Source organism: Modicisalibacter sp. (assembly GCF_055145905.1).
Genome location: NZ_JBSREH010000003.1, coordinates 86,607 through 105,047, shown reverse-complemented (window position 1 = coordinate 105,047; position 18,441 = coordinate 86,607). Strand labels below are relative to the sequence as shown.

Genomic DNA, 18,441 nt, shown 5'->3' with positions numbered 1-18,441 from the left:
GGCATGGCACTATCTGGGTGAATGGCGATATTCGCTATATTGCCATGCAGTTCAGTAGGTTAGAAGCATTCCTGGGGGCCGGTCTCACGGATTCAGGAGTAGGTTACGTGGTTTCTTGATCATTTTTGATCCCCATTTACTCCCTTAAAACTATAAACTATTGATTTTATGACTTATTTTACATTCTGTATCGGCAAGTGACGCCGGCCGCCACGGGCCGGCTCACTCTGTCGTCCACCATTTCCCGCTGTGCCGCGCCCCTCGGCCCCACAGCGGCGCCAGGCGCTGCATGGCCGCCGACAGCTCGGTATCCAGCCCCCAGGGCGGGTTGCGCACCACCAGGCCGCTGCCGTACATGCCGTGGCGCTCCCCGGCGGCATGGTGAACGAGTTCGCTGCGCCACAGCTTGTCGATGCCCGCCGTGCGCAGCGCCTCCAGCAGGCCGTGATGGTGACCCGCCGGCAGCAGCGGATACCAGATCATCACCACCGCGTGGCGCGCCTTGGCGGCGATCCGCTGCAGCGTCTGTGCCGTCTCGGCGTATTCGGCCTTGCGCTCGTAGCTGGGGTCGATGAGCACGCACAGCCGCGGCGTCGGCACCGGCAGCCGGCGCACCAGCCCCTGCGGGCCATCCTCGTGGAAGCGCCGGGCCTGGGGCGGCAGCGCCTGGCTCTCGAGATGACGATGCTCGCCCGGGTGCAGCTCGAAGAGCGTCAGCCGGTCCTGTTGGCGAATGGCCCGAGACAGCCACCACGGCGAGCCGGGATAGTGGGTCAGCGTGCCACTCCTGGGCTGGGCCTCGGTCAGCGCGGCGAGCCAGTCGGCGAGCAGCGGCGCGTCGTCCCTGACCAGCGCATGCCGGGCCGCCCAGACCGGTTCCACCCCGTCGCGGTATTCCTGGAGCCTGTCGGTCTCCATCGCGGCCAGTGGATACAGGCCGCGACCGGCATGAGTATCAACATACGTAATGGGTGATTCTTTACGTAAAAGATGGCGCGTGACGGCATGCAGCGCCAGATGCTTGTGAACGTCGGCGAAGTTGCCGGCATGATAGGCGTGCTGATAGGCAAGCATGGCGAGATTCCGATGAAGAAAAGGCCCACCGACAGTCGCCGGTGGGCCCGAAGGTCGCGAATCGTGGAACGTCGGGGAGTTACTGCTGCCCGGTCGGCACCACGGTGATCTCGACACGGCGGTTCTGGGCGCGTCCGGCTTCGGTATCATTGCTCGCCACCGGCTGGCTTTCCCCCTGACCGACCATGTTCAGGCGCTGACGCTGCACGCCACCCTGCATGAGGTAGTCGCCCACCGCCTGGGCCCGGCGCTCGGAGAGGCGCTGATTGTAGGCCTTCGAGCCGGTGCTGTCGGTGTAGCCGGCCACGGTGATGCGGGTTTCCGGATACTCGCGCAGCACGGCGGAGACATCGTTGAGCGCCTGCCGCGCCTGGCCGGTGAGTTCGCTGGAGTCGAAGCCGAAGGTGACGCTGTTGGGCATGTTGAGGACGATGTTGTCGCCCTGGCGCTGCACGCCGATGCCGGTACCCTGCAGCCGGTCACGCAGCTTGGCTTCCTGACGGTCCATGTAGTAGCCGATGCCGGCACCGGCGGCGGCGCCCACCGCCGCGCCGATGGCGGCATGATCGCGGCGGCTGGCGGCACTGTCGCCACTGAGCAGGCCGGCCACGGCCCCTGCCGCGGCACCGATGCCCGCACCGGTGGTGGCCTTGGCGGTCTGGGGCTCCCCGGTCTGCGGGTTGGTGGTCGTGCATCCTGTCACGGCCAGTGCGGCCGACAGCGGAATCGCCATCCAGAGCTGCTTGGTGATCATGCGGTTAACGCTCCTCGTTTCCTTGGCTTCCGTGAATAAGGCTTGCCGCCCGTCACGCATCGTCGATCAGGGCCAGCAAGTCGTTCAAGAATAACAGACCCTGCGGGCTCGCCTGCAGCCGGCCGGCATCCTCGACCAGCAGCCCGCGCGCGCGGGCTGCCGCCAGGTGCGGTGTCAGTTCATCCAGCGGCCGGCCGGTATGGGCTTCCCACAGCGACAGCGGCACCCCGTCCACCAGCCGCAGCGCGTTCATGGCGAACTCCAGCGGCAGCGTCTCGAGCGCCACCGGCTCGCGCCCGGCCTCGAAGCCGCGCGGGTCGTCGGCGCGGCGCAAATACGCCTCGGGCTGGCGGGTCTTCCAGCGCCGCTCGACGTGCCAGGTGCCGTCGGGCTCCCGCCGGGTCAGCTTGCCGTGGGCGCCGGCACCGATGCCCAGATAGTCGCCGAAGCGCCAGTAGGTCAGGTTGTGGCGCGAGGCATGGCCGGGCCGGGCATAGGCAGAAATCTCGTAGCGCCCAAGGCCGGCGGCCTCGAGTCGCGCGTGGCCGGCATCCTGGATCGCCCACAGCGTCTCGTCCTCCGGCAGGGGCGGCGGCCGGGAGTGGAATTCGGTATTGGGCTCGATGGTGAGCTGATACCAGGAAAGGTGCGTGGGCGCCAGCGACAGCGCCGTGTCGATATCGGCCAGTGCCAGCTCGGCGTCCTGCCCAGGCAGGCCGTGCATCAGATCGATGTTGAAATTGTCGAAACCGGCCTGCCGGGCGCTGTCCACCGCGCGGCGCGCCTCGTCGCCGTCGTGGATGCGCCCGAGCGCCTGCAGCTGGGCCGCCTGGAAGCTCTGGACGCCCAGCGACAGGCGATTGATGCCGGCCCGGCGATAGGCCGTGAAGCGCCCCTGCTCCAGCGTCCCCGGGTTGGCTTCCAGGGTGATCTCGGCATCCCCGGCGAGCACGCCGCGCCGCTCGAGGGTGTCCAGCAGGCGCGCGTAGAAATCCGCCGACATCAGGCTCGGCGTGCCGCCGCCGATGAATACGCTGTGGATCAGTCGCCCGTCGCTGCGCGTGAGCTCCTCGTCCAGATCCATCAGCAGGGCGGCCAGATACGCCGACTCCGGCAGATCGGCGCCGGAACCGGAACCGATGCCATGGGAGTTGAAGTCGCAGTAGGGGCACTTGCGCACGCACCAGGGCACATGCACGTACAGCGCCAGTTCGGGCAACGGCCTCATGAGCCGAGGCTCTCCACCAGGGTGCGCAGGGCGCGGCCGCGATGGCTGAGACGGTTCTTTTCAGCGGGGTCGAGCTCGGCGGCCGTCAGCCCCTGGTCGGCCAGCCAGAACAGCGGATCGTAGCCGAACCCTCCCTCACCACGCGGGTGGGCGAGAATCTCGCCACGCCAGCTGGTCTGCACGATACGCGGCACCGGGTCGTGCTCGTGCTGCAGCCAGACCAGCACGCACCAGTAGCGGGCCGTGCGCTGCCCTTCAGGGACGTCCGCCAGCGCCTCGAGCAGCTTGCGATTGTTGGCCGCATCGCTGCTGGGCTCGCCCGCGTATCGGGCCGAATAGATGCCCGGCGCCCCCTGCAGGGCGTCCACCGCCAGCCCCGAGTCGTCGGCCAGTGCCGGCAGGCCGCTGATGCGACAGGCGTGCCGCGCCTTGAGCAAGGCATTTTCGACGAACGTCAGCCCCGTCTCCTCGACATCGTCGACATCGAACTCGCGCTGGGGATGAACCTGATAATCCAGGGGCGTCAGCAGTGCCTGAAACTCGCGCAGCTTGCCGGGGTTGCCGCTGGCCAGTACCAGTCGTCGCTCCATGTCTCGTCACCTTCGCTTGCTCAGTTTCGCTCATTCTATCGGTTAGCAAGGCCTGTGCGGAACGCCGGCGGGCCCGGCGGCGTTCCGTCGAGTCGCCGGCGAGGCGGCCCCGCCCACGGGGATGAGAAAGGCCATGCCGGAGTCACACGCAAAGGTTACATCGTGTTTCTGAAACGGCTGATTTTTCCCCTGCCCGACACGCTGAAAACTCTTTTAACGCCATTGGTTAACAATTAAAAACATGATTTAAAAAAGATAATTTCCCAAAGATTAAAAACGCTCGTCCATATAGCGAAGACAACCTACAAGACAGTGTAACTTAACTTTACAAAAATGACGGGAGCGACAACGCTGAATCAGACCACTGCATGACATGCAGCCACAGAATAACGACTCACGATCCAACACCATACTTCCGGAGCAGTGACGATGAGCCAAGGGAACTCATTGATTCTTCTGGTCACGGACTGCAATCCTCAGACGCAGCTGTTCATGGACTACATCGCCGAACAGCTGGACTGCCAGATTGCCGCCGTCTCCCCCCAGGATTCGCTCGATGCCTTCACCAGCGATTCGCTGCTGATCCTGCTCGATGCCGATCACGTCGATGAAAGCAGCATGCAGCAGTGGCACAGCCGGGCGGCGGAGACCCCCCACACCACTCTGGCGGCCATCAACCTGCGCGACGAGGACCACGCCGCGGACATGCTGGCCTCGCTGCACCTGCGGGGCGTGTTCTACCGGCGCGACAGCATGGCGTTGATCTGCAAGGGCATCCACGCCCTGCTGGAAGGTGACCTGTGGATGTCGCGCTCGCTGATGACCCGCTTGATCGAGTTCTACCGGCGTCAGCAGCTCAACGCCTACCGGCCGGTCTGCGGCCTGACCCATCGCGAGCTGGAAATCATCGGCCTGCTGGGCTCGGGCGCCTCGAACACCGAGATCGCCGACAAGCTGTTCGTCAGCGAACATACGGTCAAGTCCCACCTCTACAACATCTTCCGCAAGATCAAGGTACACAACCGCATCCAGGCCATGAACTGGGCGCGCCAGAACCTCGGCGCGCCCCCGCCCAGCCCGAGCAAGCCCCAGCGGCGGTAACCGTCATGAACATGCCTGTCATCAGCCTTGCCCTGTGCCTGCTGTGGTTGTCGGCAGCGCCGGTACTGGCCGGAGCCGATTCCGCCGCGCCGGCGACCGGCCAGCAGAGCGACGCCCCCGAGAGTGCGGACGGCCCGGCGACATCGCAGACGCTCAAGCCCAGCGAGCCGTCACCGCTCAACGGCCTGGTGGTGGACCGCACCATCACCATGGTCGGCAAGACGTTCTACCAGCAGTTCAGCCAGCGCCGGCTGGACAGTGTCGTGCTCAACAACACCAACCTGGTGATCCACGAGCGCCCCTCGGCACGCTGGGGCAGCCTCGTCTGGGTCGCCGAGGGCAACCGCATCCTGTACCGGGCCACCCTGCCGCCCCGCTTGAGCGACATCGATCAGTATGCCCAGGCCGCCGTGGAGCAGGTCGAGGATCTGGTGCTGCGTCGCAAGGTCATGCAGGCACTGGACCGCAATGGAGATCTGGCCGACGACGAATGGTGAGCCGGCCCAACGACACACGCGAGGGAACCCCGATGAGAATCAAGCCGCTGCTGTTGTCTCTGGCCCTGGCCACGGGCACCGCCCAGGCAGGAGAACTGGTCTATCGACCGATCAATCCGTCGTTCGGCGGCGACCCGTTGAACGGCAACTACCTGCTCAACAAGGCCCAGGCCCAGGATGACAATAAGGACCCCAACGCCCCGGATTTCGGCAGTTTCAGCGAAACCGACCTGTTCATCCAGGACCTGCGCAACAGTCTGGTCTCTGACGCCATCGACGACGCCGTGAAATCCACCGATCCCGGACGCACCAGCACCATTGACAGCGCCGAACTGAAGATTCAGATCGTCAGCAATGGCAACGGCGGCTTCCAGATGCAGATCACCGATCGCCGCACCGGGGAAGTCACCAACATCAACCTCGGCTCCGCCGCCAACAACTTCTGATGAGGGCGAACACCATGAAAGGATTGACGGCCTGCCTTGTCATCTCCCTGCTGGCTCTGAGCGGCTGCTCGAGCATGGTGACCACCGCGGAAGGGCTCGAGGCGGCCCCCGCGACGCTGATGCCGCGCTCCGGCACCTACGGGGATCTGATCAGCCTGCCCAAGCCGAGCGCCAGGATCTACGCCGCGGTCTATGACTTCCGTGATCAGACGGGGCAGTACAAGCCTCAGCCGGCCAGTACCTTTTCCACCGCCGTCACCCAGGGCGGCGCGGCGATGCTCAGCGGGGCACTCGCCGACTCCGGCTGGTTCGTGCCCCTCGAACGGGTGGGGCTGCAGAACCTGCTGACCGAGCGCAAGATCATTCGCGCCAACCTGGAACGCAACGGCCAGACTGATGCCCTCAGCTCGCTGGATGCGGCACGGGTCCTGCTCGAGGGTGGCATCATCGCCTACGACTCCAACCTGCGTACCGGGGGTGCCGGGGCGGAATATTTCGGGATCGGTGCCTCCGGTCAGTACCAGGTGGATCAGGTCACGGTCAATCTGCGGGCAGTGGATATCGCCACCGGGGAGGTGCTGGCCAATGTCACCACCAGCAAGACCATCTTCTCCCACGAGATTCGCGCCGGCGTATATCGTTTCATCGATTTCAAGCGCTTGCTGGAAGGCGAGATCGGCTACACCAACAACGAGCCCGTGCAGATGGCGGTCATGTCGGCCATCGAGTCCTCGGTGATTCACCTCATCGCCCGGGGTATCCAGAACGGCCTGTGGACACTGGCCAATCCCGCCGAGCGTGACGACCCGATTCTCAGCGCCTACCTGGAGGCGCCCACTCCCATGCTCTGACAGCCCGGCTCGCGCGATAGTGCCTGAGCGCCCTGCGGGGCGCTTTTTTCATGCCTGCAGCCTGACCGCCACCCCGCTGTTTCTCTCGACAGGCCATGCTGAAAGACAAACTTGTGACTTATCTGTGCACTTTAAAAACATCGTCTCTCACATCAGTCCGGCCAGCATGAAAAATGGCATTTACTTCTGATTGCTGCATTTTTTCACTTTGTAAAGACTTCGAAAGGCAGTGCAAAAAACCATGCCAGCAATGACAGAACGGAATGCCGTGACGGCGAGAAACGTCGTTCAGCAGGATCGCTGATGCGAGGCCCTCCCGCCGTCTCGGCACCATGAATCCGCAAGACGGAGTGACGCGTCCGGGCGTGCCGGTGCGCGAATCTCGTCGCTCGATCACGAGCAGCCACAGGGTGGGAACAGCACATGAAACTCAAGATCGCGATTCTGTCCGCCTCGATTGCCTTGTCGTCCCAGGCGATGGCAGATGGCAACGACATCACGGTCGAACAGGATGGCTACGGCAATCAGCTCAATGCCTACCAGTTCGGCAACGGCGGCACGGCCAGTTACCAGCAGTCGGGCTGGCGCTCCCGCGCCGAGCTGCGCCAGTACGGGCAGGGTAACGACGCTTCCCTGATGCAGAATGGCTACCGGGGGCAGGCCACCCTGCTGCAGCGCGGTTATCTCAACAGCGCCGCCATCGATCAGGACGGCATGAGGAGCCGCGCCTCGATCACCCAGCGCGGGCAGAACAACGACGCCGCCGTCACCCAGCGCGGCTGGCGCAGCGACGCCACCATCACGCAGCGCGGTTACGCCAACCAGTCGGCGATTACCCAGTCGGGGTATCGCAACAGCGCGACCACCCTGCAGGCCGGCCAGACCAACGCCTCCGCGATCACCCAGGCGGGGATGCTCGGCACGGTCGATATCACCCAGCGCGGCTACGGCAACCAGTCCAACGTCACCCAGGGCGCCGATAGCTACACCAACGCCGTGACCTCGGTGCAGCGCGGCACCTACAACGAGTCGACGGTCGCTCAGGACGGCTACTTCGGCACGGTCGACGTCACCCAGCGCGGCTACGGCAACCAGTCCGACATCACCCAGGGCGCCGACGGCTACACCAACAGCGCCACCTCGATGCAGCGCGGCACCTACAACGAGTCGACGGTCACTCAGGACGGCTACTTCGACACGGCCGATATCACCCAGCGTGGCTATGGCAACCAGTCCGACGTTACCCAGGGCGGCTATACCAACAGCGTGACGTCGTTGCAGAAGGGTACCTACAACACCTCCAGTGTCGACCAGAGCGGCTACTTTGGACGTGTCAATGTCAGTCAGTCGGGTTACGAGAATGATGCTTCCGTCACCCAGCAGGGCTACCGCAATCAGGCCGACGTGATGCAGTCGGGTGAGTTCAACACGGCCGAACTCAGCCAGTCCGGCGAATACAATCGCGGCGATATCTCCCAGAGTGGTTACGGCAACGACAGCACCATCACCCAGAGCGGCTGGCGGAACATGGCCACCACCGAACAGGACGGCACCTACAACACGGCGGAAATCACCCAGACCGGCTATCGCGATATCGCGGATATCTACCAGAACGGCTATGGCAACAGCGCGGTGATCTCGCAGGCCGCCGGTGGCTGGGGCTCCTGGGCGACCAACCGGGCCAGCATCGTCCAGTACGGCTACGGCAATACCGCCAGCGTGACCCAGAGCGGAGGCGCCAACACCGCCAACGTCTACCAGTACTGATCTTCGTCAGTCTTCATGGATTACCGACCCCGCTTCGGCGGGGTTTTTCCTGCTCTTTTTCGTCCCCCTTTTATCGCTATTTACCTCATCGTTTCCCCACCAGTTACCTGATGAGTTTTTCGTTGCCATCAACCAGAGAATTCACCATCAGTTTCATGCGCGCTTCTTATAGCGTGTCTCGCCTTTTGTATAAAAATGTAATCAACCATTAAAGGCGGGATTCACCATGAAATCGTCAGTGATCATCGGGGCCGCAGCCGGCCTTTTCATCACGACCTCCGTGCAGGCACGTGACCTGGCCATCGGCTCGGAACTGGACAGCTACTCCGGGGTTTCTCGTGGCGATCAGGCCGTGACGATCGAGCAGTCAGGCGTCGGCAATCGGGCCGACACTCGCCAATACGGCAGCGGCAACGGCGTCGCCATCGGCCAGTCCGGCCGGGCCAATCATGCCGTGGCGATGCAGGCCGGCAGCGCCAATGAGGCCAGCATTCTTCAGTCGGGCGGTTATCTGAGTGCCGAAATCAACCAGCAGGGGGTCGGACACAGCGCCGACATCGCCCAGTCTGGTTATCACAAGCAGGCCACCATCAATCAGCAGGGGGCCTACGGCAACGCGGAAATCGTCCAGCTGGGCAGGAGCAGTACCCCCGTGAGCATCACGCAGTACGCCCGCGGACGCATGAGCGTTCAGGTCGTGCAGCACTGATGGCGGGGTTCAAGGAGCGGCATCGACAGGACGTCACCGCGTCTCGCATGCCGGACGTTGATTGAAAAACCACACAAGGGAACACGAACCATGAAACTGCAACTCTCCGTACTCGTCGCCGCCATCGCCCTCTCCACCAGCGCCATGGCCTCCGAGGAGGGTAGCCACCATGGTGGCGGTCATCACGGCGGCTTCCACAACGGCAACAATAGCTCGGAGATCAACCAGACCGGCTACGGCAACAGCGCCGAGACCAACCAGATCGGCTACAGCAACGCCACCACCCAGCTTCAGACAGGCTGGGGCAATGACTCCAGCGTCATGCAGCGTGGCTGGGACAACTCCGCGGATGTGACCCAGAACGGCTGGGGGAACCGTTCCAGCGTCTATCAGCAGGGCTATTCCAACTCCACGGACGTGTCCCAGTCCGGCATGCACAACAAGTCGTCCGTGACCCAGAATGGTCGGGATAACTATGCCGCCGTTTCTCAGAACGGTATGGGCAACCGTTCCGACGTGTCCCAGGAAGGTCGCGACAACGTGGCCGACGTGACCCAGAACGGCACCCACAACGATTCGGTGGTGACCCAGAACGGCCGCGACCATTACGCCCGGGTCAAGCAGAACGGCATGGGCCACGCGTCCGACATCGCCCAGAGCGGCAAGGATAACGTCGCTCGCGTCGATCAGTCCGGCAGCCTCAACGACTCCGTGATCGTGCAGAAGGACGAGAGCAACTATGCCAAGGTCACCCAGTCGGGTACCAAGCAGTTTTCCGACATCTACCAGAGCGGCAAGGATCAGGTCGCCATTACCACGCAGAGCGGTTACGGCAACGATGCCAAAGTGGTCCAGGAAGGGATCGGCGACAACTACTCGTCGATCGGCCAGACCGGCTACAACGATCTCGCCGATGTCTACCAGGGCGGCTACGACAACGTCTCGTCGGTCAGTCAGGGAGCCGCCGCCGGCATGGGCATGATGAACCTGTCCCGCAATACCGCGACCATCGTCCAGCAGGGCTACGGCAACTACTCCAGCGTGACCCAGATGGGCGGTGGCAACGCGGCCAACGTCTATCAGTACTGAAGGCGTCCCGCGACGTCCATCCGACGCTCACGACGCATGCATGAAAAAGGCCCCGCTACGGCGGGGCCTTCCTGTGTCGCCACCGCTCACTGCAAGCGCAGATGCTCCTGGATCAGCCCCACCAGGGTCAGGTTGGCGTTGTCCCGGGTGGTATCGAGATGTACCAGGTGCAGGCGCTCCTCGTCGGTGAACGGCTCGAAGAGGCGTTGCTGGCGCTCGAGCACCGCCAGCCCGGCCTCGGAGGGATCACCGCCCCGACGGGCGCGCTTCTCGATGCGCGCGCGCAGGGTCGCGTCGTCGGCCTCGAAGCTGACCAGCAGCACCGGCAGCCCCCGGGCCTCCGCCTGATGGCGAAGCCGATCGCGCTGTGCCTGACGCAGGCAGGTGGCGTCGATGCACACCGGCAGCCCGCCGTCGAGCACCATGCCGGTCAGCGCGGCAAGGTGCCGATAGGTGCGCTCGGTGGCCTCGGGGGTATAGATATCCACACCCGCCTGCTCGGTGCGCGCCTGGGGATCGAATCCGTGCAGACGCTTGCGCTCCACATCGGAACGCAGCCGGACCCCGCCCAGCCGCCGGATCATCTCGCCGGTGAAACGGCTCTTGCCGCTGCCGGAGACCCCCACGCCGATCACCAGATAGGGAAAGTGGAATTCCGCATAGCGCTCGGCAAGGTCGAGATAGCGACGGAAGTCGGCCATGATCGCCTGGCGATCGGTGGGATGCAGGTCCGGCTGGTGGTAGCGCAGCATGGCCACCTTGGCGCGCACCAGCGCCCGGTAGAGCTTGTAGAAGGGCAGCAGGCGCACCAGTTCGTGGTCCCCCGAGCGCTCCAGATAGCGGTTCAGGGCGTGCCGAGCCAGGGCTTCCTCGCCGCGTGCCTCGAGATCCATCAGCAGGAAGGCCAGATCACTGCCGACATCGTTCCAGCGCAGCGTCTCGTTGAACTCGATGCCGTCGAACAGGACCACGCGATCGGCGAAGCGCACCGCGTTGCCCAGATGCACGTCGCCGTGAGTCTCGCGCACAAAGCCGTCGCGATGACGGCGATCGAATACCTCTCCGAGCCGGGCCAGGGTCTCGTTCGCCCAGGTCTCGAGGTGTTCCAGTCGCCTACGGTCATGCTCGCCGGTCAGGCGCGCGTCGATCAGCCGGAATTCCCGTTCGACGACCGCCGCGATGGTCTCGCGTGACCCCAGGGCATCGGTGGCCGGCAGCCGCTCGGCCTCGGCATGAAAGCGCACCAGCTGGTCCACCAGGTCATCGATCAGCGGCTGCGACAGCTCGCCGCTGGCCTGCAGATGGCTGAGCAGCTCGCGGTTGCTGAACTGGCGCATCTTGATGGCGTGCTCGATGGGCGTACCCGAAGCGGCGACCCGGGGCGCCTCCGGCGTGCCGACGATCGGCACCACGCCGAGGTAGAGATCCGGCGCCAGGCGGCGGTTGAGCCGCACCTCCTCCTCGCAGCAGCGCCGCCGCCGCTCAAGCGTCGAGAAGTCCAGGAAATTCCCCAGCTCCAGCGGCTTCTTGATCTTGTAGGCATACTCCCCGGTCAGCACGATCCAGGAAATATGCGTCTCGAAGATCTCGATCGCCCCGACCGCGTGGTCGAAGCAGCTAGGGTCCCGGAGGGCGTCGATCATGGCCTGGCTCACGGCAAGCTCCCGTCAGGTGAAGGTTCAGCGCGCCATGGCGGCAAAGACCCGCTCGGCGGCATCCAGGGTGGCGTGAATATCCGCATCGCCGTGGGCGCTCGACATGAAGCCGGCCTCGAACGGCGACGGCGCCAGGTAAACCCCGTGGTCGAGCATCGCGGTGAAGAAGCGACGGAAGCGCTCGACGTCGCAGGCACCGGCCTGGGCGAAGTCATCGACGCGACGCTGCCCGGTGAAGAAGACCCCGAACATGCCGCCGGCGCGCTGCGTGATCAGATCGACCCCGGCCTCCGCGGCGCGCGACTCGAGTCCATCGCACAGCATCTCGACGCGCCGCGCCAGATCGGCGTGGAAGCCGGGCTGGCGGATCTTGTCGAGCAGCGCGATGCCGGCGGCCATGGCCAGCGGGTTGCCCGCCAGGGTACCGGCCTGATAGACCGGCCCCAGCGGCGAGATGTATTCCATGATCTCGCGCTTGCCGCCGAAGGCGCCCACCGGCATGCCGCCACCGACGATCTTGCCCAGGCAGGTCAGGTCCGGGGTGATGGCGTAGTGTGCCTGGGCGCCACCCAGGGCGACCCGGAAGCCGGTCATCACCTCGTCGAAGATCAGCACGCTGGCGTGGGCGTCACAGACCTCGCGCAGCGTCTCGAGAAAGCCCGGACGTGGCGGAATGCAGTTCATGTTGCCGGCCACCGGTTCGACGATGATCCCGGCGATGGCGTCGCCCAGCTCGTCGAAGCAGGCCCTGACCGCCTCGGCGTCGTTGTAGGGCAGGGTGATGGTATGCTCGGCCAGCGAGGCCGGCACCCCCGGCGAACTCGGTTCACCGTGGGTCAGGGCCCCGGAGCCGGCCTTGACCAGCAACGAGTCGGAGTGGCCGTGATAGTTGCCCTCGAACTTGACGATCTTGTCGCGCCCGGTATAGCCGCGTGCCAGGCGGATCGCCGACATGGTGGCCTCGGTGCCGGAGTTGACCATGCGTACCATCTCGATCGACGGCATGATCTCGCAGATCCGGTCGGCCATGGTGGTCTCGATCGCCGTCGGCGTACCAAAGGACAATCCGGCGTCGAGCCGCTCGCGTACCGCGCCGAGCACCTCGGGGTCGGCGTGCCCGGTGATCATTGGCCCCCAGGAACCCACATAATCGATGTAGCGCTTGCCCTCGACGTCGAACAGGTACGCCCCCTGGGCCCGCTCCATGAACAGCGGGGGACGATCCATTCCCTTGAAGGCCCGGACCGGCGAGTTGACGCCACCGGGAATGTGCCGGCAGGCCTGTTCGAAAAGTTCCGCGGAAGTGGGCATGTCGTCCTCTCGTCAGAAGCTGTGGATAACTCTTTGGACAGTTGGAATAACTCGTCGTTGACGGCTTGTGGATAAGCTAGCCGTCTTCCAGCTGTCGTCGCAGATACTGCACGTTGCTTGCCGGTTCGCCCCGGCCGAACACGGCCTGTACGGTCGCCAGCAGTTCGGCCCCGGCGCGGCGTGCCTGCCGGACATTGTCGGCATCGATGCCGCCGATGGCCACCCGGGGCAGGCCGAATCGTGCCGCTTCGGCCAGCAACTCGAGCCGTGCGGGCGGGGCGTCGGGCTTGGTGCGCGAGGTGAAGAAACGCCCGAACGCCAGGTAGCTGGCTCCCGCCTCGCATGCCTGCGCGGCCAGGTCCAGACGCGCGTGGCAGGTGGCGCCGATGATCGCCGCCTCGCCCAGCGCACGCCGGGCTTCGCGCAGCGAACCGTCCTGCTGGCCGAGATGTACGCCGACGCCGCCATGGCCCTCGCGGCGCAGCCGCTCGGCGAGCGCCAGGTCGTCGTTGATGATCAGCGGCACCCCGTGTCGGGCACAGCGGCTCGCCAGGGCAGCGGCCTGGCGGTGGCGCCGCTCGGCATCCCGCGACTTGTCGCGATACTGCAGCAGGGCCAGCCCGCCCGCGAGCGCCGACTCGCAGGCGGCGATCAGGGTGGCGTCATCGGGCAGCAGCCCGGCATCGGTGATGGCATAGACGCCCCGGCGCCAGTCATGAACGGTCATCGAGGGCCTCCGGGTCGAAGGCGGCGGGCAGTTGCCAGAGTCGGCGCGGCAGGTGCTGGCCCGCCGCCGGCCGCCAGCCGTGGCGCAGGCTTTCCCAGGTGAAGCGCTGGGCCTGCTCGCAGGCCGCCACCAGGCGCTCGCCGGCGGCCAGGCGCGCCGCCGCCGCCGCCGCCAGGGTACACCCCGAGCCATGATAGGCCCCGGGCAGCCGCGGCCACTGCCACTGGCGAGTCAGCTCGGGGGTGTGCAGGGTATGCGTCACGCAGGTCGGATCGCTCCCCGCCGCCGGCTGGTCGGTGCCGGTGATCAGTACCGCCTGACAGCCCCGCGAGAGCAGTTCGGTGGCCCGTGCCGTGTCATCGTCGGCCTGCGGTGCCAGCCGCTCCAGCTCCTGTCGGTTGGGCGTCAGCAGATCGACCCCCGGCAGCAGCCGCTCGCGCAGGGCCTCGGGCAATGCCGTGGCGGCCAGCTCGCTGCCGCCGCCGGCGCGCAGCACCGGGTCGCAGACCACCGGCACCCCGGGCAGACGGCGCAGTACCTCCAGGATCACCTCGAGGGTGGCGATATCGGCGATCAGCCCCAGCTTGATCGCCGCGATCTCGAAGTCCTCGACGAGCGCCTGCACGGTCTCGCGCATCATGTCCGGCGACGCGGGCGTCACCCGGCGCACGTCGCGGGTGGTCTGCACCGTGAGGCTGGTGGGCACGGTCAGCGGCCAGCCGCCGCAGGCGGCGATCGCCTCGGCATCCGCCACCAGCCCGGCGCCGCCCGTGGCATCGTGGCCCGCCAGCACCAGCACGGCCGGGAGGTCTCGTGCGGCCATCAGAAGGGCTTGATCACCGCCAGCAGCACGATCAGCACCAGACCGATCACCGGCAGCTCATTGAAGACGCGGAAATAGCGATGCGACTTGTCGCAGGTGCCCGCCGCCAGCCGCTTCATGTGGGCCAGGCAGACATGGTGATAGCCGATCAGCAGCACCACCAGCGCCAGCTTGGCATGCATCCAGCCCTGGCCGAGGAAGCCGGGCACCAGGTAGAGCATCGCCCCGCCGAAGACCAGCACGGCGATCATCGACGGCGTCATGATGCCGCGGTACAGCTTGCGCTCCATGGTCTCGAAGTAGGCGATCGCCGTCTCGTCGCCGCGATCCCGGGCCATGGCGTGATAGACGAACAGCCGCGGCAGGTAGAACAGGGCCGCGAACCAGGTCACCATGGCCATCAGGTGCAGGGCTTTCATCCACAGGAACATCGGGTCTCCTCGTCGCCGTCGGGGGAAGGATCGCTCGGATCAGCGCTTGTAACGGTAGTAGTTCTCGATGGCATCACGGGTGATGATACCGGAAATCTTCTGGATCATCGGCGCCGTGGTGTGCTCGACGTAGAGCGCATCCACGCCGTAGTCGTTGAGGCGGTCGAAGGCCTCGCTGAGCGTCGCCTGCAGGTGGATGGGCGCCAGCTCGAGGCGCTGCCCGGGAATCTCCAGCAGGTCGAGCGTCGCCGTCTCGTCCGTCGCCTCCTGCTCGTCCAGCAGGGCGCGCGCCAGGTCGGCGGCCTTGAGCGCCAGCGGGGTCTTCTCCTCGCTGGAGCGGGTGATCACCAGCCAGGTGGGCTTGTCCTCGAGCAGCCGGCGGGCCTGCTCGCGGGTGATCATCCGCTGGGTCCGCGCCACGCTGCGCTCCATGACGGCGGGGACCGCCACCCGCGACAGGGCCTGCATCAGCGGCTGCTGCAGCGGATGCAGGCCGTGATGGGTGCCGGTGACATACAGGCCGTGGCAGCGGCAGATCTGGCGCGCGGTGAGCCCGGCGATCACCACCGCCAGCATGCCCGGCAGGATGATGTTGGGGTTGTGGGTGAGCTCGAGCAGCGCCATCAGTGCCGCCAGCGGTGCCTGCAGCACCGCGCCCATCATCGCCGCCATGCCCAGCATGGCGTAGAAGCCGGGATCGGAGGCCACCGAGGGCCACAGCCAGTCCCCGCTCAGCCCGCACAGGGCGCCGGCCGAGGCCCCCACCACCAGCACCGGGCCGATGATGCCGACGGGAATCCCGCAGGCAAAGGTGAAGGCGGTGAGCAGCAGCTTGCCGAGCATCAGTGCCACCAGCACGTCGAGCGCCAGACGGCCGTCGAGCGCCGCGGCCAGGCTGTCGTAGCCGATGCCCTGAACCTGGGGATACCACCAGGCCACCACCGCCACGGCCACGCCCGGCAGCATCAGCCGGGCGACGAGCGGCCAGCCGGCGAGCAGCGTGCCGCGCTGGGCGATACGGATGAACAGCCCGGCCAGCAGGCCGATCAGCAGGGCGCTGGTGGCAATCCACGGCAGGTTGAGCAGCGAGCCCAGCTTGACGATCGGCACCTGGAAGGCCGGCTCGGTGCCGTAGGCCAGCTGGGCAACCACCGCACTCATCGTCGAGGCCAGGATCACCGGCATGAAGCCGGCGATGGTGTACTCCATGATCACCACTTCCATGGCGAAGATGACCCCGGCGATGGGCGTGTTGAACGATGCCGAGATCGCCGCCGCGGTACCGCAGCCGACCAGCACGCGCAGGCTGTTGTGGGGCAGGCGCAGGCGCTGGCCCAGCCCGCTGGCGGCGGCCGCGCCAAGATGGATCGCCGGCCCCTCGCGGCCGGCGGAGAGCCCGCCGAGCACGGAGATCACGCCCACCCACCACTGGTTGAGCCAGTTGCGCAGCGGCAGCCGCCCCTGATGATAGGTCAGGCGCTCGATCACGTGGCCCACCCCCAGCCGACGCGCCTGACTCGACTGCGGCGCGAAGCACAGCGCGATCAATGCCACGGCAATCAGCGGCAGCAGCGCACGCCAGTGCGGCGCCAGCGCCTCGAAGGCTTCCGAATCATTGTGCGGCATGAACAGCCATGCCCCCAGCGACAGCAGGAACCGGAACACCACCATCAGGCCGCCGGTGAGCAATCCCGAAACCAGCCCCAGCACGCACAGCTGCGGCAGGGCATCGACGCTGGCCAGCTGGCGCCGAAATCGTTCAAGGTTCATGTCTGGGAAAGGGCGCACGCCGCCAGGCACCTCGTCGCTGTCACGGGAATGGGAGGACGACACGCAGGCGCGCCGCCCGGCAAGACTCCGCCTATCATACCCGCACAGGCACTGGTCGACTCAAGACAGACGCCCGACGCCGTCACGCTAAAGTTGACCCTTTTGCTGGGGATTGGGGATAATCCTCCCTGACTATTCACCGATTCCACGGAGAGCGCTGATGAGCGGTGCCGCTACCTTCGCCCCCACGCCCTTGCTGCTCACCGAAGCGGCCGCGCGCCGTATTCAGGCCCTGGCCGCCGACGAGGGCAACCCTCAACTCAAGCTGCGCGTCTATGTCACCGGCGGCGGATGCTCCGGCTTCCAGTACGGTTTCGACGTCGCCCAGGAGGCCGCCGAGGACGATACCCTGATCGAGGTCGACGGCGTCGGCATGCTGGTGGACCCCCTGTCGTATCAGTACCTGGTCGGCTCCACGGTCGACTTCGAGGAAGGTCTGGCCGGCGCGCGGTTCGTGATCCGCAACCCCAACGCCACCTCCACCTGCGGCTGTGGCGCCTCGTTCATGGTGTAAGTGGGTGCAAGCACCCACTGCTCACGTCCTTCCCCGCATCTTCCATTGTGTTCCATCGTGGCCGCTCCCGGTACGGGCCGCGACACCGCGCAGCGGCGCTTGACGCCCTACCCGGAACTCGCCAAGGTAACAAGGTGTTCCGTAAATAATATTCCAACCGGGGAACTCCATGAACCAATCGCTCCTGAAATCGTTGTCGCTGGCCTCCGCGCTCACGCTGGGTCTCGGGCTGTCCGCGGTCAGCCAGGCCGAAACCGTCAATGCCGTCACCGACCCGAGCTTCGTGCCGTTCGAGATGATGGACAAGGACAGCGGCGAGATGATCGGCTTCGACATGGACATCCTGCGCGAAGTCGCCGACCGCGCCGGGTTCGACATCAACCTGCGCACCATGGACTTCAACGGCATCATCCCTGCCGTGCAGACCGGCAACGCCGACCTGGCCATCGCCGGCATCACCATCACCGACGAGCGCGAGAAGATCGTCGACTTCAGCGATCCCTACTACGACAGCGGCCTGCGCATCCTGGTCTCCGCCGGCGACGACAGCGTCAAGGAGCTGAGCGATCTGGAAGGCAAGCGCATCGGCACCAAGATCGGCTCGACCAGCTACGACTACCTGCAGAAGCACCTCGGCGACAAGGCCGAGATCAAGCCCTATCCGGGCAGCGCCGACATGTACCTGGCGCTGATGGGCGGCAGCGTCGACGCCGTGTTCTACGACGCGCCCAACGTCGGCTACTTCGCCAAGACCAAGGGCGAGGGCCGCGCCCAGGTGGTCGGGCCGCTCTACGAGGGTCAGCAGTACGGCATCGCCTTCACCTCCGGCAGCAAGTGGGTCGAGCCCGCCAACAAGGCGCTCGCCGCGATGAAGAAGGACGGCACCTACGCCGACATCTACAAGAAATGGTTCGGCGAGATGCCCGACAGCCAGTAAGCATCACGACCGCAATCTTCGGGGCCGGGTGGCCGCAACGCCCGGCCCCGTCGCGTTCCTAACCCTGATTCGCGACCCGCCGACGGCGGACGGGTCGCGCCGGAGAA

At 65.8% G+C, this 18,441-nt stretch carries 19 protein-coding genes; 9 read left to right on the top strand and 10 right to left on the bottom strand.

Annotated elements, in window-relative coordinates:
- Positions 1 to 222 precede the first annotated feature (222 nt).
- The 4 genes from ACTCB7_RS03550 to rdgB all read right to left on the bottom strand — a co-directional run bounded on the left by ACTCB7_RS03550 (position 223) and on the right by rdgB (position 3,646).
- Positions 223 to 1,074, bottom strand: a complete 852-nt coding sequence (locus ACTCB7_RS03550) for a 23S rRNA (adenine(2030)-N(6))-methyltransferase RlmJ (protein WP_163648060.1) — start codon at positions 1,072 to 1,074, stop codon at positions 223 to 225.
- A gap of 79 nt (positions 1,075 to 1,153) precedes the next feature.
- Positions 1,154 to 1,828, bottom strand: coding sequence for a YiaD family glycine zipper/OmpA-like lipoprotein (locus tag ACTCB7_RS03545; RefSeq protein ID WP_205596206.1), 675 nt, complete (start codon positions 1,826 to 1,828; stop codon positions 1,154 to 1,156).
- A 52-nt stretch (positions 1,829 to 1,880) separates the two neighbouring features.
- Positions 1,881 to 3,056 (bottom strand): radical SAM family heme chaperone HemW, encoded by a 1,176-nt coding sequence (hemW, locus tag ACTCB7_RS03540; RefSeq protein WP_463005560.1) that lies wholly within the window; start codon positions 3,054 to 3,056, stop codon positions 1,881 to 1,883.
- Positions 3,053 to 3,646 (bottom strand): RdgB/HAM1 family non-canonical purine NTP pyrophosphatase, encoded by a 594-nt coding sequence (gene rdgB, locus ACTCB7_RS03535; RefSeq protein WP_224416146.1) that lies wholly within the window; start codon positions 3,644 to 3,646, stop codon positions 3,053 to 3,055. Before rdgB ends, hemW begins: the two co-directional genes overlap by 4 nt.
- A gap of 429 nt (positions 3,647 to 4,075) precedes the next feature.
- On the opposite strand from rdgB, the gene ACTCB7_RS03530 reads away from it, so the two are divergent.
- The 7 genes from ACTCB7_RS03530 (at position 4,076) to ACTCB7_RS03500 (ending at position 10,106) form a co-directional block, all read left to right on the top strand.
- A complete protein-coding gene (locus tag ACTCB7_RS03530) occupies positions 4,076 to 4,747 on the top strand; it encodes a LuxR C-terminal-related transcriptional regulator (RefSeq protein ID WP_463005559.1) in 672 nt (223 codons plus the stop codon).
- 5 nt (positions 4,748 to 4,752) lie between these two features.
- A complete protein-coding gene (locus ACTCB7_RS03525) occupies positions 4,753 to 5,244 on the top strand; it encodes a CsgE family curli-type amyloid fiber assembly protein (protein ID WP_463005558.1) in 492 nt (163 codons plus the stop codon).
- A gap of 32 nt (positions 5,245 to 5,276) precedes the next feature.
- Positions 5,277 to 5,690, top strand: coding sequence for a curli assembly protein CsgF (locus tag ACTCB7_RS03520; protein WP_463005557.1), 414 nt, complete (start codon positions 5,277 to 5,279; stop codon positions 5,688 to 5,690).
- A gap of 14 nt (positions 5,691 to 5,704) precedes the next feature.
- Positions 5,705 to 6,541, top strand: a complete 837-nt coding sequence (locus ACTCB7_RS03515; protein WP_463005556.1) for a CsgG/HfaB family protein — start codon at positions 5,705 to 5,707, stop codon at positions 6,539 to 6,541.
- A gap of 423 nt (positions 6,542 to 6,964) precedes the next feature.
- On the top strand, positions 6,965 to 8,308 hold the full coding sequence (locus tag ACTCB7_RS03510; protein WP_463005555.1) for a hypothetical protein: 1,344 nt from the start codon (positions 6,965 to 6,967) through the stop codon (positions 8,306 to 8,308).
- 226 nt (positions 8,309 to 8,534) lie between these two features.
- Positions 8,535 to 9,017: a hypothetical protein gene (locus ACTCB7_RS03505; protein WP_263478940.1), complete on the top strand. Its 483-nt coding sequence runs from the start codon at positions 8,535 to 8,537 to the stop codon at positions 9,015 to 9,017.
- A gap of 90 nt (positions 9,018 to 9,107) precedes the next feature.
- Complete coding sequence (locus ACTCB7_RS03500; RefSeq protein WP_163648051.1) at positions 9,108 to 10,106, top strand: hypothetical protein; 999 nt, start codon at positions 9,108 to 9,110, stop codon at positions 10,104 to 10,106.
- Positions 10,107 to 10,192: 86 nt separating this feature from the next.
- Here ACTCB7_RS03500 and ACTCB7_RS03495 read toward each other — a convergent pair whose 3' ends face one another.
- The 6 genes from ACTCB7_RS03495 to ACTCB7_RS03470 all read right to left on the bottom strand — a co-directional run bounded on the left by ACTCB7_RS03495 (position 10,193) and on the right by ACTCB7_RS03470 (position 16,823).
- Entirely contained in the window at positions 10,193 to 11,761 is a 1,569-nt protein-coding gene (locus ACTCB7_RS03495) for a bifunctional aminoglycoside phosphotransferase/ATP-binding protein (protein WP_463005554.1), read from the bottom strand.
- A gap of 24 nt (positions 11,762 to 11,785) precedes the next feature.
- A complete protein-coding gene (gene hemL / locus ACTCB7_RS03490) occupies positions 11,786 to 13,072 on the bottom strand; it encodes a glutamate-1-semialdehyde 2,1-aminomutase (RefSeq protein WP_224420344.1) in 1,287 nt (428 codons plus the stop codon).
- 76 nt (positions 13,073 to 13,148) lie between these two features.
- A complete protein-coding gene (gene thiE, locus ACTCB7_RS03485) occupies positions 13,149 to 13,799 on the bottom strand; it encodes a thiamine phosphate synthase (protein WP_224420345.1) in 651 nt (216 codons plus the stop codon).
- A complete protein-coding gene (gene thiD / locus ACTCB7_RS03480) occupies positions 13,786 to 14,622 on the bottom strand; it encodes a bifunctional hydroxymethylpyrimidine kinase/phosphomethylpyrimidine kinase (protein ID WP_463005553.1) in 837 nt (278 codons plus the stop codon). Before thiD ends, thiE begins: the two co-directional genes overlap by 14 nt.
- Entirely contained in the window at positions 14,622 to 15,053 is a 432-nt protein-coding gene (hemJ, locus tag ACTCB7_RS03475) for a protoporphyrinogen oxidase HemJ (protein ID WP_163648046.1), read from the bottom strand. The genes thiD and hemJ overlap by 1 nt, the downstream gene beginning before the upstream one ends.
- Positions 15,054 to 15,092: 39 nt before the next feature.
- On the bottom strand, positions 15,093 to 16,823 hold the full coding sequence (locus tag ACTCB7_RS03470; RefSeq protein WP_224416136.1) for a chloride channel protein: 1,731 nt from the start codon (positions 16,821 to 16,823) through the stop codon (positions 15,093 to 15,095).
- A 220-nt stretch (positions 16,824 to 17,043) separates the two neighbouring features.
- Here ACTCB7_RS03470 and erpA point away from each other — a divergent pair, with 220 nt between their 5' ends.
- Positions 17,044 to 17,397: an iron-sulfur cluster insertion protein ErpA gene (gene erpA, locus ACTCB7_RS03465; RefSeq protein ID WP_163648044.1), complete on the top strand. Its 354-nt coding sequence runs from the start codon at positions 17,044 to 17,046 to the stop codon at positions 17,395 to 17,397.
- 169 nt (positions 17,398 to 17,566) lie between these two features.
- The gene (locus ACTCB7_RS03460; RefSeq protein WP_163648043.1) at positions 17,567 to 18,334 is read left to right on the top strand and encodes a transporter substrate-binding domain-containing protein; all 768 of its coding nucleotides are present in this window, start codon (positions 17,567 to 17,569) and stop codon (positions 18,332 to 18,334) included.
- The last annotated feature ends 107 nt before the right edge of the window (positions 18,335 to 18,441 follow it).

What these genes read in the sequence shown, in the direction of transcription:
- ACTCB7_RS03550 (WP_163648060.1), bottom strand. Translation starts at nt 1,074, where the DNA reads ATGCTTGCCTATCAGCACGCCTATCATGCCGGCAACTTCGCCGACGTT.
- ACTCB7_RS03545 (WP_205596206.1), bottom strand. Translation starts at nt 1,828, where the DNA reads ATGATCACCAAGCAGCTCTGGATGGCGATTCCGCTGTCGGCCGCACTG.
- hemW (WP_463005560.1), bottom strand. Translation starts at nt 3,056, where the DNA reads ATGAGGCCGTTGCCCGAACTGGCGCTGTACGTGCATGTGCCCTGGTGC.
- rdgB (WP_224416146.1), bottom strand. Translation starts at nt 3,646, where the DNA reads ATGGAGCGACGACTGGTACTGGCCAGCGGCAACCCCGGCAAGCTGCGC.
- ACTCB7_RS03530 (WP_463005559.1), top strand. Translation starts at nt 4,076, where the DNA reads ATGAGCCAAGGGAACTCATTGATTCTTCTGGTCACGGACTGCAATCCT.
- ACTCB7_RS03525 (WP_463005558.1), top strand. Translation starts at nt 4,753, where the DNA reads ATGAACATGCCTGTCATCAGCCTTGCCCTGTGCCTGCTGTGGTTGTCG.
- ACTCB7_RS03520 (WP_463005557.1), top strand. Translation starts at nt 5,277, where the DNA reads ATGAGAATCAAGCCGCTGCTGTTGTCTCTGGCCCTGGCCACGGGCACC.
- ACTCB7_RS03515 (WP_463005556.1), top strand. Translation starts at nt 5,705, where the DNA reads ATGAAAGGATTGACGGCCTGCCTTGTCATCTCCCTGCTGGCTCTGAGC.
- ACTCB7_RS03510 (WP_463005555.1), top strand. Translation starts at nt 6,965, where the DNA reads ATGAAACTCAAGATCGCGATTCTGTCCGCCTCGATTGCCTTGTCGTCC.
- ACTCB7_RS03505 (WP_263478940.1), top strand. Translation starts at nt 8,535, where the DNA reads ATGAAATCGTCAGTGATCATCGGGGCCGCAGCCGGCCTTTTCATCACG.
- ACTCB7_RS03500 (WP_163648051.1), top strand. Translation starts at nt 9,108, where the DNA reads ATGAAACTGCAACTCTCCGTACTCGTCGCCGCCATCGCCCTCTCCACC.
- hemL (WP_224420344.1), bottom strand. Translation starts at nt 13,072, where the DNA reads ATGCCCACTTCCGCGGAACTTTTCGAACAGGCCTGCCGGCACATTCCC.
- thiE (WP_224420345.1), bottom strand. Translation starts at nt 13,799, where the DNA reads ATGACCGTTCATGACTGGCGCCGGGGCGTCTATGCCATCACCGATGCC.
- thiD (WP_463005553.1), bottom strand. Translation starts at nt 14,622, where the DNA reads ATGGCCGCACGAGACCTCCCGGCCGTGCTGGTGCTGGCGGGCCACGAT.
- hemJ (WP_163648046.1), bottom strand. Translation starts at nt 15,053, where the DNA reads ATGTTCCTGTGGATGAAAGCCCTGCACCTGATGGCCATGGTGACCTGG.
- ACTCB7_RS03470 (WP_224416136.1), bottom strand. Translation starts at nt 16,823, where the DNA reads ATGAACCTTGAACGATTTCGGCGCCAGCTGGCCAGCGTCGATGCCCTG.
- erpA (WP_163648044.1), top strand. Translation starts at nt 17,044, where the DNA reads ATGAGCGGTGCCGCTACCTTCGCCCCCACGCCCTTGCTGCTCACCGAA.
- ACTCB7_RS03460 (WP_163648043.1), top strand. Translation starts at nt 17,567, where the DNA reads ATGAACCAATCGCTCCTGAAATCGTTGTCGCTGGCCTCCGCGCTCACG.